This window comes from Pseudomonas sp. NGC7 (genome assembly GCF_047159675.1).
GTDB lineage: Bacteria > Pseudomonadota > Gammaproteobacteria > Pseudomonadales > Pseudomonadaceae > Aquipseudomonas > Aquipseudomonas kermanshahensis.
Genome location: NZ_BAAFZY010000001.1, coordinates 2,715,225 through 2,732,478, shown reverse-complemented (window position 1 = coordinate 2,732,478; position 17,254 = coordinate 2,715,225). Strand labels below are relative to the sequence as shown.

Genomic DNA, 17,254 nt, shown 5'->3' with positions numbered 1-17,254 from the left:
TTGTTCAGGGCTGATGTGTTCGCCACAACATTTGCAGCGCCTGGCAGATCGAGCGCCGCGCGGGCGGCGCTCGATCTGCCAGGCGCCAAAAATGTTGTGACAAACACCCACCACCCCCTACGATACCTGGCTGACCCGACGGAGCACTGCTCGCCATGCACCTTCCCGCGCTCAAACCCAACCAGCTGCGCCCACCCGCCGAACCACCCAGGGCCTTACAGCGCACCCGGTTGCTCGACTACCTGGCCAGCGCGCTGGACGACGGCGCTGTCATCCTCCTGCAAGCGCCCTTGGGCTACGGCAAAAGCACCCTGCTCGCCCAGTTCGCCCGCCGCCTCACCGGCCCCTTTGCATGGCTGCGCCTGACCCGCGCCGAAAACCAGCCCGTGGCCCTGCTGCTGCACCTGCACGCCGCCCTTCAATTGCCGGCGTCACACCGCGAGTCCCCCCAGGCCGAACAGCTGTGGAGCCACATCCTCGCCGACCTTGAAGCCCGCCAGGCCCCGGTAACGTTACTGCTCGACGACCTGCACCTGCTCAACGCCGCCCAGGCCTGGCAGTACCTCGACACCCTGCTGCACGACCCGCCGCCAGCACTGCGCCTGCTCGCCGCCAGCGAAGGCCCGCCGGCGTTACCCCTGGCCCACCTGCGCCGCGACGGCCGGCTGGCCGTGCTAAGCGCGCGTGAACTGGCCCTGGACAGCGAAGAGACCCGCCAGCTGGCACTGGCCCGTGACGTCCGCCTGGGCAGCGACGCGCTGTACCAACTGCGCGCCGGCAGCGAGGGCTGGCCCAGCGGCGTGCTGTTCTGGTTCGAGGCCTACCGCGAAGCGCTGCAGAGCACCGGCCAGCCGCCCGGCGACCTGCGCCCGATCACGCGGCTGGCCTACGCCCATGCCCGGCAGTTTCTGGAAGAAGAACGCCTGCAGCGCTTGCCCACCGCCTTGCGCGGCTTTCTTGAACACACCGCCGTAGCCCAGGTGTTCGATGCGGGGCTGGCCGGTGAACTGGCCGCCGATACCGATGTGGCGGCGGCGCTGCGCCAATTGCAGCGGCTGGACCTGATCATCGAAATGCCCCAGGCCAGCCACGCCGAATACCGCTACCACCCTGCCCTGCGCAACAGCCTTTACCAACGCCTCGAACAACGCGACCCACAACATCTGCGGCAACTGCACCGCCAGGCCGCGAACTGGCTGCTGGCGCAGCGCCGCTTCACCGAGGCAATCTACCAGTACGGCCGGGCCAGGGACCTGGACGCCGTGCTCGGCATCGTCGACCGGCATGGCTTCGAGCTGTTACGCGAGGGCAAGGTCAACACCCTGGTCGATGTGCTCGACGAGGTAGCCGGCCATGCCGGCAACGACAGCTTCACCCTGGCCGTGACCGAAGCCTCCACGGTGATGGTCACCAACGACATTACCCAGGCCTGCCAGTGCCTGCACCAGCTGTACGCCCTGCAGCGCCGCCACGCTGTGCCGCGCCACCCCGAGCGGGTGCAGCAGACGGTGATGTTCCTGCGTAGCCGCCTGGCCTACCTGGGCGGCAACCTGGCGCACGGCCTGGCCTTGGCTGCACGGGCATTGCAGCAATTTGGGCAGCACAATGCTGCGCGCTCGGTGCTGTATTTCGACCGGGCCAACTGCCTGGCGGCCTTGGGTGAACTGCAACCGGCCCACGCCGAAGCCAGCCGCGCCCTGGTCGAACTGCAAGGCTTCGGGCTGAGCGGCTACACCAACTTGCTGCAACTGCTGCTGGGCCAGATCGAACTGGCCCAAGGCGCCAGCGAAGCGGCCTGGGAACGCCTGCAAGGCATGGCCGAGCAGCCCGCTGCCGGCAGTTCGGGGCGTTTCTATGAGCTGTTCCGCCACTTGGGCAAAGGCCTGGCCCTGCTGCAAGCCAACCAGCTAAGCCAGGCGCGCCACGCCCTGGCCCAGGCCGAAGTACTGGCGCTGGGCTTCCCGCACAGCGCCGCGCTGCCCTGGGTGTTCCACCACCAGGCCTGCCTGCACTGGGCGCTGGGCGAGACCGCCCAGGCCAAGGCGCGCTGGCAAGAAGTGCGCCGGCTGGCCTTGCAGTTCCGCCTGTTCACCCTGTACCGCCAGGCCGGGGCCTGGCTGGCGCGCCTGGCGCTGCGTGACAACGACACCGACTACCTGCCCGAGTGGCTTGACCAGTGGCACTGGTGCAGCCGCCAGTATGACCAGCAGTTGCTGCCTGAAGAGTGGCTGGCCTATGCCTGGGTGCAGCGCCACCTGGGGCAGCGCGACAAGGCGCGGCAGATCCAGGCGGCACTGCACACCCAGGCCGAAGCGAACACCAACCGCCGCCTGTTGCTCGACACCCTGTTACTCGACGCAGCCCTGCACCAGGACCGTGGCGCCCACGACCAGGCCCTGCACAGCCTCGAACAGGCCTTGCAACTGGCGTGTGAATACGGCTTCGGGCAATTGTTGCAGTACGAAGGCGAAGCGTGCCTTGAAGCCTTGCGCGAGTTGCTGCTGCCACAGGTTCGCGAGCGCCTGGCCTTGGCGGTCCCGCCACCGTCACGCGAGCGCCTCAATGCCCTGTTCCGCCCCCTGCTGGCGGGGCGAGACAGCACCGACAGCGCGTTGATCGTGCCGCTGTCGCGCCGTGAACTGGAGGTGCTGCAACGCATGGCACGCGGGCAAAGCAACGGGCAGATTGCCGAGGCGATGTTCATCAGCCTGAGCACGGTCAAGACCCACATCAACAACCTGTTCCGCAAACTCGACGTGGCCGACCGCGACAGCGCCTTGTGCTCAGCGCGCGAATTGCAATTGCTGAACTGATCTCCACCCGCACGCCACGTCGATTCCACCCCCCATTCCACCGGGGGGGTGGACGCGGCGCGCGGGGCCTGCCTGCTACAACATGCCGAATCCACCCACCCAGGAGTCCGGCATGCCCAGCTACACCGCCCCGTTGCGCGATATCACCTTCGTTGCCCAGGAGCTGCTCGACCTGAGCGGCCACTATCAACAGCTGTCTGGCTGCGAAGCCCCCGACGCGGACACCTTCGCCGCCATCGTCGAGGAAGGCGCCAAGTTCGCCGAGCAGGAACTGGCACCGCTCAACGCCGTGGGCGACCAGCACGGTTGCCAATGGCAGGATGGCAAGGTCAGCACCCCGCCGGGCTTCGCCGAGGCCTTCAAGCGCTTTGCCGCCAACGGCTGGCTGGGCCTGGACAAAGACCCGGCCTACGGCGGCCAGGGCTTGCCGCCCTCGCTGGGCTTCGTCAACCACGAGATGATCTGCAGCGCCAACCACGCCTGGGGCATGTACGGCAACCTCACCGGCGGCGCCATCAGCACCCTCAGCGAGCATGCCGACGAGGCCCTACGCCAGCGTTTTCTGCCGCCAATGATCGCCGGCCGCTGGAGCGGCACCATGTGCCTGACCGAGGCCCATTGCGGCTCGGACCTCGGCCTGCTGCGCACCAGCGCTCGGCCCCAGGCCGACGGCAGCTACCGCATCAACGGCAGCAAGATCTTCATCTCGGCCGGTGAGCACGACCTGACGGAAAACATCGTGCACCTGGTGCTGGCGCGCATCGAAGGCGCACCGGCCGGGGTCAAGGGCATTTCGCTGTTTGCCGTGCCAAAGGTCCAGGTCGATGCCGATGGCAGCCTGGGCGCCCCCAACGGCGTCAGTTGCGGGTCTATCGAACACAAGATGGGCATCCACGGCAACGCCACCTGCGTGCTCAACTTCGACGGCGCCACAGGCTACCTGCTGGGCGAAGCCAACCGTGGCCTGAACGCCATGTTCACCTACATCAACGAATCGCGCCTGGCAGTTTCTCAGCAGGCCCAGGCCCACGCCGAAGCCTCGTACCAGGGGGCCTTGGCCTATGCCCGCGACCGCGTGCAGATGCGTGCCACACCGCGCCTGCGCGCCGACCAGCCCGCCGACCCGATCATCGGCCATGCCGATGTCCGGCGCATGCTGCTGACCCAAAAGGCCTATGCCGAAGGCGGTCGCATGCTGGCCTACACCTGCGCCAAGGGCGTCGACCTGCTGCACCACGGCGCCACCCCAGGTGTGCGCCAGGCCGCGGCACGCCGGCTGGCCTTGCTCACGCCGATTGCCAAGGGCTTTTTGACCGAAACCGGCAACGAAGCTGCGCAGTTGGGCATCCAGGTCTTCGGCGGCCACGGTTTCATCCACGAATGGGGCATGGAGCAGATCGCCCGCGATGTACGCATCACCGCGATCTACGAAGGCACCAACACCATCCAGGGTATCGACTTGCTGACCCGCAAAGTACTGGCCGATGGCGGTGAAGCCCTGGACGAACTGCTCAGCGAAATCGAAGCCTTCATTCAAAAAACCTCGGCCTCGGCCGACCTCGCCCAGGCCTTGCAACAGCGCGTCAGCGCCTGGCGCGACGTCAGCGAATGGCTGCGCGACGCCAGCAGCACCGACGCCAACCTGATCGGCGCCAGCGCCTTCGACTACCTGATGCTCTGCGGCTACACCCTGATCGGCTACCTGTGGCTGCGCGCCGCCTGCGTCGCTGAACAGGCACTGGCGGCCGGCAGCGACGACGTCGCGTTCTACCAGGGCAAGCGCGAGACCGCGCGTTTCTACCTGCAACGCCTGCTGCCGCGGGCCAGCCTGCACGAGACGCTGATCCGCACGGGCAGTGACAACCTGATGAACATCAGCGACGCCGCCTTCGCCCGCTGACCCTGCCTGGCAGGCTCCGCTGCCGAGTCCCCCAGGGCAGCGGGTTTTTCGGCGGTGGCAAACGCTCCGGGCCGCCGCCTCGTTTTTTTCAGGACACCAACAGGAAGGTTCCCATGCCGCTGATCGACTATCGCCGCGATAACCAACTGGCCTTGATCGGCCTGTGCCACGCCCCCGTCAATGCCCTGGGCCACGACCTGCGCCAGGCACTGCTAGAGGCCTGCACCCAGGCCGCCAACGACCCTGAGGTAAAGGCAGTCATCCTGCATGGGCGCTCACTGCCGTTCAGTGCCGGCGCCGACATCAGCGAGTTCGGCAGCCCACGCACCTGGCAGGCACCCGCCCTGCCCGAATTGCTCGAAACGCTGACCAGCATTGCCAAGCCACTGATCGCCGCCATCGATGGCGTGGCGCTGGGCGGCGGGCTGGAACTGGCCCTGGCCTGCAGCCATCGCGTTGCCAGCGCCACTGCCCGCCTGGGCCTGCCGGAGGTACGCCTGGGCCTGCTGCCCGGTGCCGGCGGTACCCAGCGCCTGCCACGGCTGATCGGCGTGGCGCCCGCGCTGGAGCTGATGCTCGGCGGCGAACCGATCGATGCCCGCCAAGGCCTGGCACTGGGGCTGGTAGACCGCCTGGTCGAGCCCGGCCAGGACTTGCTCGACCAAGCCTGCGCCTTTGCCCGCGAGAATCTCGCCAACCCCGCCCCGCCAAGGGTTACACCCGCGCTCCCAGCCGAGGACCTGTTCGCCACGCACGAGGCCCAGCTGGCAGCCCGCAAACCTGGCCAACGGGCGCCACTGCGGGTACTGGCGGCCGTGCGCGCGGCCTGCGAACTGCCGTTGGCCGAAGGCCTGGCCCGCGAACAGGCGCTGTTCCGCGAAGCGCTGCAAGACCCCCAGGCCACTGCGCTGCGTCATCTGTTTTTTGCTGAGCGCGAGGCGCTGCGCATTCCCGGTATCGACGCGGCCACCGCGCTGCGCCACATCGCCCAGGTTGCCGTGATCGGCGCCGGCACCATGGGCGCCGGCATCGCCATGAATTTCATCAACGCCGGCCTCCCCGTGCGCTTGCTGGAGCTCAAGCCCGAGGCCCTGGACCGAGGCCTGGCGCAGATCCGCAAACATTACGAAAGCGCCATCAAGCGCGGCAAGCTCACCGCCGAGCAACTCGAACAGCGCATGAGCCTGCTGCAAGGCACCCTCGACTACGCCGACCTGGCTGACACTGACCTGGTGATCGAAGCAGTATTCGAAGACCTGTCGATCAAACAGTCGGTGTTCCGCACCCTCGACCGGGTGTGTAAGCCCGGCGCGATCCTGGCCAGCAACACCTCGACCCTGGATGTCGACCGCATCGCCGCCTGCACCCGCCGCCCGCAGGACGTGGTCGGCCTGCACTTCTTCAGCCCGGCCCATGTCATGCGCCTGCTCGAAGTGGTGCGCGGCCGGGCCACGGCGCCAGATGTACTGGCCACTACGCTGAAAATCGCCAAGCGCATCGGCAAGCTGCCGGTGGTGTCTGGCGTGTGCTTCGGCTTCATCGGCAACCGCATGCTCGAACCTTATGCCCGCGAGGCCCACCGCCTGGTCCTCGAAGGCGCCTCGCCGGCCCAGGTGGACAAGGTGCTGACCGACCTCGGGCTGGCCATGGGCGTCTTCGCCATGTACGACCTGGCCGGCATCGACGTCGGCTACCTGGTGCGCCAGGCGCGGCGTAGCGAGATCGCCCACGACCCGAGCTACTTCCGCCTGGCCGACGAACTCTACACGCTGGGCCGCCACGGGCAGAAGAGCGGGCGCGGCTTCTACCGCTACGAGGGCCGCGAACGCATCGAAGACCCCGAGGTGGTGCAGCTCGCAGCGCAACTGGCCGCCAAGCTGGGCATCACCCGGCGCACCATCAGCGACGCGGAAATCCACGACCGCTGCCTGTTCATGCTGATCAACGAAGGCCTGCAATTGCTCGACGAAGGCATCGCCCTGCGCAGTGGGGACATCGACCTGGTGTGGGTCAACGGCTACGGCTTCCCGGGCTGGCGTGGTGGGCCGCTGCATTACGCCCGCGACATCGGCCTGGACACCGTGCTGGCTGGCATCGAGCAATTGCGCGATCGCCTGGGTGCCTACGGCCACCTGTGGTTGCAGCCAGCCCCCTTGCTGCGGCGCCTGGCGAGCAGCACCGGCAAGCTGCGCGCGCAACACCGTTGAACTGCCCTCTTCTGGCCATCAAGGAACCCCGTTCATGAAAGACGCCGTCATTCTCTCTACCGCCCGCACCCCGATCGGCAAGGCCTTTCGCGGTGCCCTCAACAACCTGCGCTCGCCCATCCTGGCCGCCCATGCCATCCAGGCGGCCGTTGCACGGGCCGGCATCGCTGCCGACGAAATTGAAGACCTGGTGATGGGCACCGCCATGCCCTCTGGCACCGCCGGCTGGAACCTGGGGCGTATGAGCGCACTGGCGGCCGGGCTGCCCGTGTCGGTCAGCGGCCAGACCCTCGACCGCCAGTGCGCCTCCGGGCTGATGGCGATCGCCACCGCCGCCAAGCAGATCATCGTCGATGGCATGCACGTCACCGTTGGCGCCGGCCACGAAAACATCAGCGCGGTACAAGTGCGCAACCTCGAATGGGCGCTGGGCGAGCAGGACAACGCGGTTATCCAGCAGGTGCCGCACGCCTACATGCCGATGCTGCACACCGCCGAGCACGTCGCCCGGCGCTACGGCATCAGCCGTGACGCGCAAGATGCCTATGCACTGCAATCGCAGCTGCGCACTGCCGCCGCCCAGCAGGCTGGGTTGTTTGAGGCCGAGATCGTGCCGGTAACCGCGCAGCAAAGGGTCAAGGACAAGCACACCGGCGAGATCAGCTACCGCCAGGTAACCCTGGCGCAGGACGAGGGCAACCGCCCGCAGACCCGCCTGGACGACCTGGCGCGCTTGCAGCCGGTGCTCGACGGTGGCTGCATCACCGCCGGCAACGCCAGCCAGCTGTCCGACGGCGCCAGCGCTTGCGTGTTGATGGACGCGCGCCTGGCCGAGCAGCGCAACCTCAGGCCGCTGGGCCTGTACCGGGGCATCGCCGTGGCCGGCCTGGCGCCGGAAGAGATGGGCATCGGCCCGGTGTACGCGGTGCCGCGCCTGCTCAGGCAGCATGGGCTGAACGTCGACGATATCGGCCTGTGGGAGCTGAACGAAGCGTTCGCCTGCCAGGTGTTGTATTGCCGCGACACCCTGGGCATCGACCCTGAGCGCCTGAACGTCAACGGCGGCGCTATCGCCATTGGCCACCCCTATGGCATGAGCGGCGCGCGGATGGTTGGGCATGCGCTGCTCGAAGGTAAACGGCGCCGGGTGCGGTATGTGGTGGTGACCATGTGCGTGGGCGGTGGCATGGGGGCGGCGGGCCTGTTTGAAGTGCTGTGAACACAACCGGACCGCAAGGGCTCTCACCCCTGCCCACTCACTGAAAGATGAGGAACGCTCCATGCTAGCAACCCCTTTTTCCCTGGCCGGCAAGACCGTTTTGGTAACCGGCGCCTCCAGCGGCCTGGGTGCCCACTTCGCACCCTTGGCCCAGGCCGCTGGCGCCCGTGTGGTGCTGGCGGCGCGGCGGGTCGAGCGCTTGCAGGCGCTGGTCGAGCAACTTGAAACCCAGGGCGGCGAAGCGTTGGCCGTGGCGCTCGACGTCACTCAACGCGACAGTGTCGAGCAGGCCTTCGACCAGGCCGAGGCCCGCTTCGGTGTGGTCGATGTGGTCATCAACAACGCCGGCATCGGCGACCCTGGGCGCTTTCTCGAACTGAGCGGGCAGGACTGGCAGCGCATGCTCTCGACCAACCTCGATGGCGTATTCCATGTCGCCCAATGTGCTGGTCAGCGCCTGGTCAAGGCCGGCCGCGCGGGGAGCATCGTCAACATCGCCTCGATCCTGGGCCTGCGCGTAGGGGCCGGGCTGAGCCACTACTGCACGGCCAAGGCCGGTGTGGTGCAGTTGACCGAGGCCATGGCGCTGGAGCTGGCCCGCTACCGGATCCGCGTCAATGCCATCGCCCCCGGTTACTTCAAGACCGAGATGAACGAGGCCTACTTCGACAGCGAGGCCGGCCAGGGTTACATCAAGGACCACGTGCCGATGCGCCGCCTGGGCCAATTGAGCGAGCTCGACGGCCCCTTGCTGTTGCTGGCCAGTGACGCCGGTGCGTTCATGACCGGCAGCGTCCTCGCCGTGGATGGCGGGCACTTGGTCAACCCGTTGTAACAAGGAGCCTGCATGCCCACCGCCGCTTACCGGCCCCGCGTGGTCGCGCTGGTCACCCACTTGCGTTGCCCTGGAGCACCCAGCCCCATGGCCCGGCTGATCGAGCAGGTCAGCACCGACTACCGGCAGCAGGCCCATGTCGAGGTGATTGAAACCACCCTCGGCAAGCTGCTACCGCTGGCGCGCGAGCTGGAGAGGCGCCAGCAAGCTGACGTCATCCTGTGTTCCGGGGCCGCCGCCGACTACTTGCGCCAGCACCTGTCGACCTCGGTGCAGGCCCTGCACCTGGGCGAGCACGACCTGATCCGCGCCCTCGCCCTGGCCCACACGCGCACCCGGCGCGTCGGCGTGCTCAGCTTTGGCCAGCCCCACCCCGGGCTGGCGGCGATGCAAGCGTTGCTCAACCTCAAGGTGCACGAGCACACCTATACCCGCCTGGAACAGGCCCGGGCGCAGGTCGCGCAGCTGGTCGCGGACGGCGTCCAGGTCATCATCGGGTCGCCGACGGTGTGCCAGCTGGCCGACGCGGCCGGTGCTCAGGGCGTGCTGGCCCTGGACAGCGACAGCCTGCGCCATGCGTTCGACAACCTGCGCATTCAGCCCCGGCGCAGCCGCAAGCCGCCTGCCGCGCAGCCGTTCACGACGCGCTATCGTTTCGATCAGTTGCTGGGTGATGCCCCGGCGTTCCGCGCGACCGTGCAGCTGGCGCAGCGCTACGCCGCGACCGACACGACGGTACTGATCACCGGCGAAAGCGGCACGGGCAAGGAGTTGCTCGCACAAAGCCTGCACCACGCCAGCGCCCGCCAGCAGGGGCCGTTCGTGGCGATCAACTGCGCGGCCCTGCCGGAGTCGCTGCTCGAGAGCGAGCTGTTTGGCTTTGAAGACGGCGCGTTCACCGGCTCGCGCAAAGGGGGCAAACCCGGCCTGATCGAGCTGGCGCACGGTGGCACGTTGTTCCTCGACGAAGTCGGCGACATGCCCGCGCCGCTGCAAACCCGTTTACTGCGTGTGTTGCAGGAGCGCGAGGTGCTGCGCCTGGGTGGCTGCGCGCCAACACCGGTGGACATCCGCGTAATTGCCGCCACCCATTGCGACTTGCCAGCGCGCATCGCCAACGGGCAGTTTCGGGCCGACCTGTTCTACCGCCTGAACACCCTGCGCCTTGCCGTGCCGCCCCTGCGCGATCGGCCCCAAGACATCCTGCCCCTGTTCGAGGCACTGCTCGCACGGCACGGTGCAACACCGCTCGTCACACCGCAGTTGCAACCCCTGCTGCCCCTGCTGCTGCGCCACCGCTGGCCAGGGAACATTCGCGAGCTCGACAACATCGCCGAGCGCGCCGCGCTGTGCGCCCAAGCCTTGGTGGGCGCCGATGGCATCGGCCTGGCCACGCTCTTCCCGGAATTTTTCGAGCATGTGCAGGCCGCCGCACAGCCGCTACCCGCTAGCGAGAACCTGCGCAGCCTGGGCAAGGCCGCCGAGGCGGCGCACGCCCGGCGCATGCTGGACAGCTGCGACGGCAACATGGACCAGGCTGCGCGTTGCCTGGGTGTCAGCCGCAGCACCCTGTGGCGGCGTTTGCGCGCATCCTGCGGATGACTTATCGCGAGGCGCCCGATACCCTTGGCCTCTGGTGGCCTGACGGTTTCGGGCCCAATCCTTTTTGCGCAGACGAGCATGTCATGAAAACCGCCGCAGGTTTGCTGCTGTCGGCCATCGAGCTGGACCGTGCCAGTGCCATCCCCCTGTACCGCCAGCTGTACCTGCAGATTCGCAAGCAGATACTCAATGGCAGGATCCAAGGTGGCGTGCGCCTGCCCTCGACCCGCACCTTGAGCAACGAGTTGGGGTTGTCGCGGATCACCATTCTCAATGCGTTCGATCAATTGATTGCCGAAGGCTTCCTGGCCTCGCGCACCGGCGCCGGCACCTATGTCGGCACGGAATGGGAAAGCCGCGGCAGCGAGCCCGAGCAGCCCCAGCCGCCGCCGCGCCTGTCCGACCTGAGCCAGTCGATGCTGTCGCTGCGCAGCGATCATTTTCGCGGCGTCTCGTACACCGACTGGGACCCGGCCACCCCGACCTCGTTCCTGCCCAGCCACAGCACCTACGAAGCCTTCCCCCAGGCGATATGGCGGCGGCTGATGAACCAGCACCTGCTGAAGCCCACCAAGGCGCTGCTGGGCTACGGCGAGCTGCAAGGTTTGCAGGCCTTGCGCAGCGCCATTGCCGAGTATGTGTTCGATGCCCGTGGCATCGACTGCGATGCCGGGCAGGTGGTGATCGTGTCTGGCGCCCAGCAAGCGTTCAACTTGCTGGGCATGTTGCTGCTCAACCCCCAGGACAGTGTATGGATGGAAGACCCGGGGCATATCGCCGCGCGCATTGCCTTGCAGGCGCAAGGGGCGCGGGTGACCGCGTTGCGTGTCGATGAACACGGGATCGACGTGGAGCAAGGCCTGCGCGAATGCCCTGAGGCCCGGTTGGTGTTCTGCACCCCCTCGCGCCAGCACCCGCTGGGCGTCACCTTGAGTTACGCGCGGCGCCAGGCCTTGATCGACTGGGCCGCGCAACAACAAAGCTGGATCATCGAAGACGATTGCGACAGCGAGTTCCGCTACAGTGGCCGTCTGCTGCCCGCCCTGTATGCCCTGGACCAGATGGCCCGGGTGATCTATGTCGGCACCTTCAGCAAAGTGCTGTTTCCGTCACTCCGGCTGGGTTACGTGATCCTGCCGCCGGCGTTGGTCGAACCCTTCTGCACCCTGCGTGCGGTCATGGACCGCAGCCCGCCCACACTGCTGCAGGCCACCACCGCTGACTTCATGGCGCAAGGCCATTTCATTGGCCACATCCGCCGCATGCGCGCGTTGTACAAGGCACGCCAGCAGGCCTTGATCGCACAGCTCGAACAGCACATGGGCGGCTTCTTCACCCTCACCCCGGCCGATGCGGGCATGCACCTGATCGCCTGGCTGCCTCCTGAGCTCAACGATGCCGACGTCGCCCGGCAACTGGCTGAGCACGGCATCCACACCTACCCCTTGAGCGACTACAGCATCCAGCATGCGCAACCGCCTGCGCTGCTGATCGGCTTTGCCGGCACGCCGGAAAACCAGGCCGCGGCACGCGTCCAGGCACTCGCCCAGGCCTTGCGCACACTGGGGTACCTGCCCGCAAACACCTGAGGCCAGGCAAGTGGTCCTATCGATTGGCGGATAATGGATCTATCGAACGTTCCTCACTGGCGCGATAAAGGTTGCGCCGGTAGACCCCGGCGTCTGAACCAGGAACGACGCTAATGAACAATAAGATCCAGGAACGTTTCAACGCCTTGCTGAGCCACAACGTGGTGGAACAGGCGCCAGCCCCCGTGCTGACCCAGGCACTGGCCCAGCGCTTGCTCGAACGCCTCGGGCAACTGCGCCTTTTTGCCCATGCCTACCCGCTGCTGACCAACCTCACCCACGGCCGGGTCACCCCCGCCGACCTGCTCGACTTCGCCTATCGCCATGAGTTGCAAGGCCTGAGCCTGCACGTGCTCGACGGCGAGCAGAACAGCCTGAGCCAGATGACACCCGCCCAGCTTCAGGCATTTGCCGACAAGGCCAAGGCGCTGGGGCTGGACGTGCATGTGGAAATCAGCAGCACGCTGAAAAAAGACGTCGACCAGGTGATCGCCATCGCCAAGGCCCTGGGGGTGCGCAACATCCGCGTCTACTCGCGTTACGAGGGCACACTGTCGCGGGTCATGGACATCATCGAGAGCGACCTGCACTACCTGGCGCAACAGGCCGACGCCCACGATCTGTACTTTGACTTCGAGCAACACGAAGAGCTCAAGAGCGACGAGATCGCCCAGTTGCTCAAGCGCCTCGACCACCCTCGCCTGCATGCCCTGTTCGACTTTGGCAACATGATCAATGCCTGCGAACAGCCCCTGCAGGCCCTGCGCAACCTGGCGCCACACATCCGCCAAAGCCACCTCAAGGGTGTGCGCATCGTGGCCGAACACAACGGCTTCGGCCATTACGGCGTGCTGCAAGGCAGCGCCGATGACGACCTGCCCAGTGCCCGCATGCTGTTCGAGCTGCTGATGCTGGGCGACACCGCCCCGCAGGTGATCGCCTTCATCCTCGAGCAGGAAAACCACTACGTGGCCCCGGCCTTCCGCCAACAGCAGGAAGCGGCCGACCCCTTCATCGCGTATCGGGAAATGAGCGACACCCCCCTGCCGGCCGGCTTCACCCTGGAGCGCATGCTGGCTGACGAACACCGTTGGGCGAACAACCAGGTGGCCTACGTGCGCGGCCTGCTGAACGAGTTTCGCACCCTGGCCGAGCTGACCTTGGCCAACGCTTGAACCTGGCGACCCGACTACCTGCGGAGAACAACAATGACAGCCCAGAACAAAGCCAAATGGCTCCGATTCCTGATCCTGGTCCTTGGCGGCGGTACCGTCTACAAGCTGGCGAACCTCAAGGATGCCTTCTACGTCCCCATGCAGGCATTCATGGGCCTGAGCCACACTGAAATCGGCCTGCTACTTAGCGCCAACGCGATCATCGCCACCGCACTGTTCGTGGTCGGCGGCATGCTCGCCGACCGCTTCGAGACGCGCAGGCTCATCCCCCTGGGCCTGATCGGCACCGGCTGCCTGGGTGTGTACCTGGCCACCTTCCCGCCGTTCAGCAGCTTGCTGATCGTTTTCAGCTTGCTGGCCGTGTGTGCCGACTGCCTGTTCTGGCCATCGCTGCTCAAGGCCATCCGCAACCTGGGTAACGACCAGGAACAAGGGCGCCTGTTCGGCCTGCTCGAAGGCGGGCGTGGCGTGGTCGATACGCTGGTCGCGTTTGCCGCACTGGGGGTGTTCGTGGCCATGGGCTCGGGCGAAAGCGGCTTGAAATCAGCGATCCTGTTCTACTCGGTCATCGACCTGCTGGCCGGCACCCTCACCTGGTTCTTGCTCAAGGGCGACAGCGCGCCGTCGCTGGCCAAGCCGAAAAATGGCCTGGCCAACCTGATGGAGGCGATCAAGGTGCCGGGTATCTGGCTGGTCAGCCTGAACGTGTTCATGGTCTACATCGTCTATTGCGGCCTGACCTACTTCATCCCCTACCTCAAGGAGATGTACGGCTTGCCGGTGGCGCTGGTGGGTGCCTACGGCATCATCAACCAGTATTTCCTGAAGATTCTGGGCGGGCCTGCCGGTGGGTTCATTGCCGACAAGCAGTTCAAGAGCACCAGCCGCTACCTGAAGTGGGCCTTTCTGGCACTGTTGCCGCTGATGGCGGTGATCATGTTGATTCCGAAAAGCCCGACCTTCATCTATGCCGGCATGGCCGCCACCCTGTCCTTTGCGCTGATCGTGTTCTCCATGCGCGGCGTGTTCTGGGCGCCGATGGGCGAAGTCGGTATTCCCCAGCACATCACCGGTTCCGCCTTCGGTATCGGCTGCCTGATCGGTTACGCGCCGGGCATGTTTGCCTACGTCATCTACGGTGCAATCCTCGACCACTTCCCCGGCCAGCAGGGGTACAACTGGGTCTTCACCTTGATGAGTATCCTGGCCGTTGCAGGGTTCATGGTGTCCAGCCTGCTGTACCGGGCCGTTAGAAAGAATGCCCTGGCTGCAGGCGGGATGAGTGCGGCGCAAGCATGAAGCATGAACACCCTCGGCCAGCTTCGACGGTGGAGGCTGGCCTAGGGTTCCCTAGGGGTAAGGTTTGCATGTCGGTCTGGCGCCTGACGCCAGCACGGGGTACAACTGGACCTTTTAGGAGGCCACCATGCTCCGTGTGTTTGAACGACGGCTAGACCCCTTCCCACCCGACGAGGCCCCGCCGCCACCGGTCGGCCTGCTGCGTTTTCTGTGGGCCTGCACGCGCGGCGCGCGTGGTTACGTACTGGCGCTGGCGCTGCTCAGCGCCGGTGTATCGATCTACGAAGCCTGGCTGTTTTCCTTTCTCGGCCAGGTTGTCGATTTACTCTCGACCTGGCAAACGGGCGGCGCTGAAGCGGCTCAGGAAAGCCGCGTGCTGTGGGGCATTGGCATCGTATTGCTGACCAGCATCGGGCTGGTGGCGCTGCGCACGATGGTGCAGCACCAGGTACTGGCGATCAATTTGCCGCTGCGGCTGCGCTGGGACTTCCATCGGCTGATGCTGCGGCAAAGCCTTTCTTTCTTTTCTGACGAGTTTTCCGGCCGTGTCACCACCAAGGTGATGCAGACCGCACTGGCCGTGCGCGAAGTGCTGTTCACCCTGATCGAAATCGCCCCCGGCATCGGCGTGTACTTCATCGCCATTATCGCCCTAGCGGGCGGTTTTGCCTTGAAGCTGATGCTGCCGTTCATTGCCTGGGTCGCGCTGTTTGGGCTGGCCTTGCTGTACTTCGTGCCGCGCCTGGGCAAAGTCGGCCAGGAACAGGCCCATGCGCGCTCATCAATGACCGGGCGCATCTCGGACGCCTACACCAACATCACCACCGTGAAGCTGTTTTCGCATTCCAAACGCGAAGCGCACTTTGCGCGGGCGGCGATGGAGGATTTCAAACAGACCGGCTTTCGCCAGATGCGCCTGGTCAGCCAGTTCGAAATCGTCAATCAGGCCTTGGTGGTCGGGTTGATCATCGGCGCTGGCGGCTATGCCCTGTGGTTGTGGCACCAAGGCGAAGTCGGCACCGGTGCGGTGGCGGCGATTACCGCCATGGCCTTGCGCATCAACGGCATGTCGCACTGGATCATGTGGCAGATGACCTCCCTGTTCGAGAACATCGGCACCGTGCAGGACGGCATGGCCACCTTGACCCGCGGCCCCAAAGTACAGGACGCGCCGAATGCCGGGGTGTTGGTGACGTCAGGCGGCGCGGTGAGCTTCGACAATGTCAGCTTCAACTACAACGGTGAGCGGCAGGTGCTCGATGGCCTGAGCCTGAACATTCGCGCCGGTGAGAAAGTCGGCTTGGTCGGGCGGTCCGGTGCGGGCAAGTCGACGCTGATCAACCTGCTGCTGCGCTTTTACGACGTTGACCACGGCGCCATTCGCATTGATGGGCAAAACATTGCCCAGGTGACCCAGGACAGCCTGCGCAGCGCCATCGGCATGGTCACGCAGGACACCTCGCTGCTGCACCGCTCGATTCGCGACAACATCGCCTACGGCCGCCCCGACGCGAGCGACGCGCAAATCCGCGAGGCCGCCGCCAATGCCCAGGCTGACGGGTTCATCAACCAGCTGAGCGACCGCCAAGGCCACAGCGGCTACGACACGCTGGTGGGTGAGCGCGGCATCAAGCTGTCCGGTGGCCAACGTCAGCGCATTGCCATCGCCCGGGTGATGCTCAAGAACGCCCCGATCCTGCTGCTCGACGAGGCGACCAGCGCGCTGGACTCCGAGGTCGAAGTCGCCATCCAAGAAAGCCTCAATGAGATGATGCACGGCAAGACCGTCATCGCCATCGCCCATCGGCTGTCGACAATCGCTGCCATGGACCGCCTGATCGTCATGGATGAAGGGCGCATCATCGAACAAGGCACCCACGCCGAACTGCTGGCCCGCAACGGCACCTATGCACGGCTTTGGCAGCACCAGAGTGGCGGCTTCTTGGGTGAAGACCAAGGCGTGGCAGAGGCCATGGAGTGAGCCTGCGGGGTGGCAGCCGGTTGCGGCTGCCGCCTGCCCTGCGCTGTTTGCATCGGGTCAGCATCGGTTATACTTCTTAATCATTTTTTACCCTTACCGTCGCTGACACACGAGATCGCATGAACACATCCCCTGCACTGCAACCGGGCGCCGACAGCAGCGAGGCCACTGCGCCGACCGACCTGAATGATCTGGTTGGCTACGCCTTGCGCCGCGTGCAGATGAAGGTGTTTCAGCACCTTGTCGAGTGCCTGACGCCCTACGACCTGCGGCCTGCACAGTTTTCTGCGTTGGCCATCATCGCGCAAAACCCAGGCCCTACGCAGGCCGAGCTGGCCAAGGCGTTGAACATTGAGCCGCCCCAAGTGGTGCCGCTGCTCAACAAGCTTGAAGAAGCGGGCCTGGCCCTGCGCGTGCGCAGCAAGGCAGACAAGCGCTCTTATGGCCTGTACCTGAGCAAGGCGGGTGAGAAGCTGCTGAAAACGCTGTATGGGGTAGCTGAAGAGAGTGACCGTGCCGCTACTGCCAATTTGGATGATGACGAGCGGCGGCAGTTGCTTGCACTGCTGCGCAAGGTCTATTGAGTATCTAAAAGCATGTGGATATTAACTTCCACTTCAGCAGAACTTAAAAT

Annotated in this window: 11 protein-coding genes; all 11 read left to right on the top strand. The window is 65.8% G+C overall.

Annotated elements, in window-relative coordinates; all coding sequences use genetic code 11:
• The first annotated feature begins 155 nt into the window (after window positions 1–155).
• On the top strand, window positions 156–2,813 hold the full coding sequence (locus tag ACMCNM_RS12335; RefSeq protein ID WP_412764449.1) for a LuxR C-terminal-related transcriptional regulator: 2,658 nt from the start codon (window positions 156–158) through the stop codon (window positions 2,811–2,813).
• Window positions 2,814–2,925: 112 nt separating this feature from the next.
• Window positions 2,926–4,713: an acyl-CoA dehydrogenase C-terminal domain-containing protein gene (locus ACMCNM_RS12330; RefSeq protein ID WP_412764448.1), complete on the top strand. Its 1,788-nt coding sequence runs from the start codon at window positions 2,926–2,928 to the stop codon at window positions 4,711–4,713.
• Window positions 4,714–4,826: 113 nt separating this feature from the next.
• Complete coding sequence (locus tag ACMCNM_RS12325) at window positions 4,827–6,920, top strand: 3-hydroxyacyl-CoA dehydrogenase NAD-binding domain-containing protein (RefSeq protein WP_412764447.1); 2,094 nt, start codon at window positions 4,827–4,829, stop codon at window positions 6,918–6,920.
• 34 nt (window positions 6,921–6,954) lie between these two features.
• Window positions 6,955–8,139 (top strand): acetyl-CoA C-acyltransferase, encoded by a 1,185-nt coding sequence (locus ACMCNM_RS12320; RefSeq protein ID WP_412764446.1) that lies wholly within the window; start codon window positions 6,955–6,957, stop codon window positions 8,137–8,139.
• 61 nt (window positions 8,140–8,200) lie between these two features.
• Window positions 8,201–8,974, top strand: a complete 774-nt coding sequence (locus ACMCNM_RS12315; protein WP_412764445.1) for an SDR family NAD(P)-dependent oxidoreductase — start codon at window positions 8,201–8,203, stop codon at window positions 8,972–8,974.
• Window positions 8,975–8,986: 12 nt separating this feature from the next.
• Window positions 8,987–10,576 (top strand): sigma 54-interacting transcriptional regulator, encoded by a 1,590-nt coding sequence (locus tag ACMCNM_RS12310; protein ID WP_412764444.1) that lies wholly within the window; start codon window positions 8,987–8,989, stop codon window positions 10,574–10,576.
• An 83-nt stretch (window positions 10,577–10,659) separates the two neighbouring features.
• Complete coding sequence (locus tag ACMCNM_RS12305) at window positions 10,660–12,165, top strand: PLP-dependent aminotransferase family protein (protein WP_412764443.1); 1,506 nt, start codon at window positions 10,660–10,662, stop codon at window positions 12,163–12,165.
• A gap of 113 nt (window positions 12,166–12,278) precedes the next feature.
• Window positions 12,279–13,340 (top strand): sugar phosphate isomerase/epimerase family protein, encoded by a 1,062-nt coding sequence (locus ACMCNM_RS12300; protein WP_027596376.1) that lies wholly within the window; start codon window positions 12,279–12,281, stop codon window positions 13,338–13,340.
• Between the two features lie 33 nt (window positions 13,341–13,373).
• Complete coding sequence (locus ACMCNM_RS12295; RefSeq protein WP_412764442.1) at window positions 13,374–14,639, top strand: MFS transporter; 1,266 nt, start codon at window positions 13,374–13,376, stop codon at window positions 14,637–14,639.
• A 127-nt stretch (window positions 14,640–14,766) separates the two neighbouring features.
• The gene (locus tag ACMCNM_RS12290) at window positions 14,767–16,620 is read left to right on the top strand and encodes an ABC transporter ATP-binding protein (RefSeq protein ID WP_265968264.1); all 1,854 of its coding nucleotides are present in this window, start codon (window positions 14,767–14,769) and stop codon (window positions 16,618–16,620) included.
• A gap of 119 nt (window positions 16,621–16,739) precedes the next feature.
• Window positions 16,740–17,204, top strand: a complete 465-nt coding sequence (locus tag ACMCNM_RS12285) for a MarR family winged helix-turn-helix transcriptional regulator (RefSeq protein WP_050580787.1) — start codon at window positions 16,740–16,742, stop codon at window positions 17,202–17,204.
• Window positions 17,205–17,254: the final 50 nt, after the last annotated feature.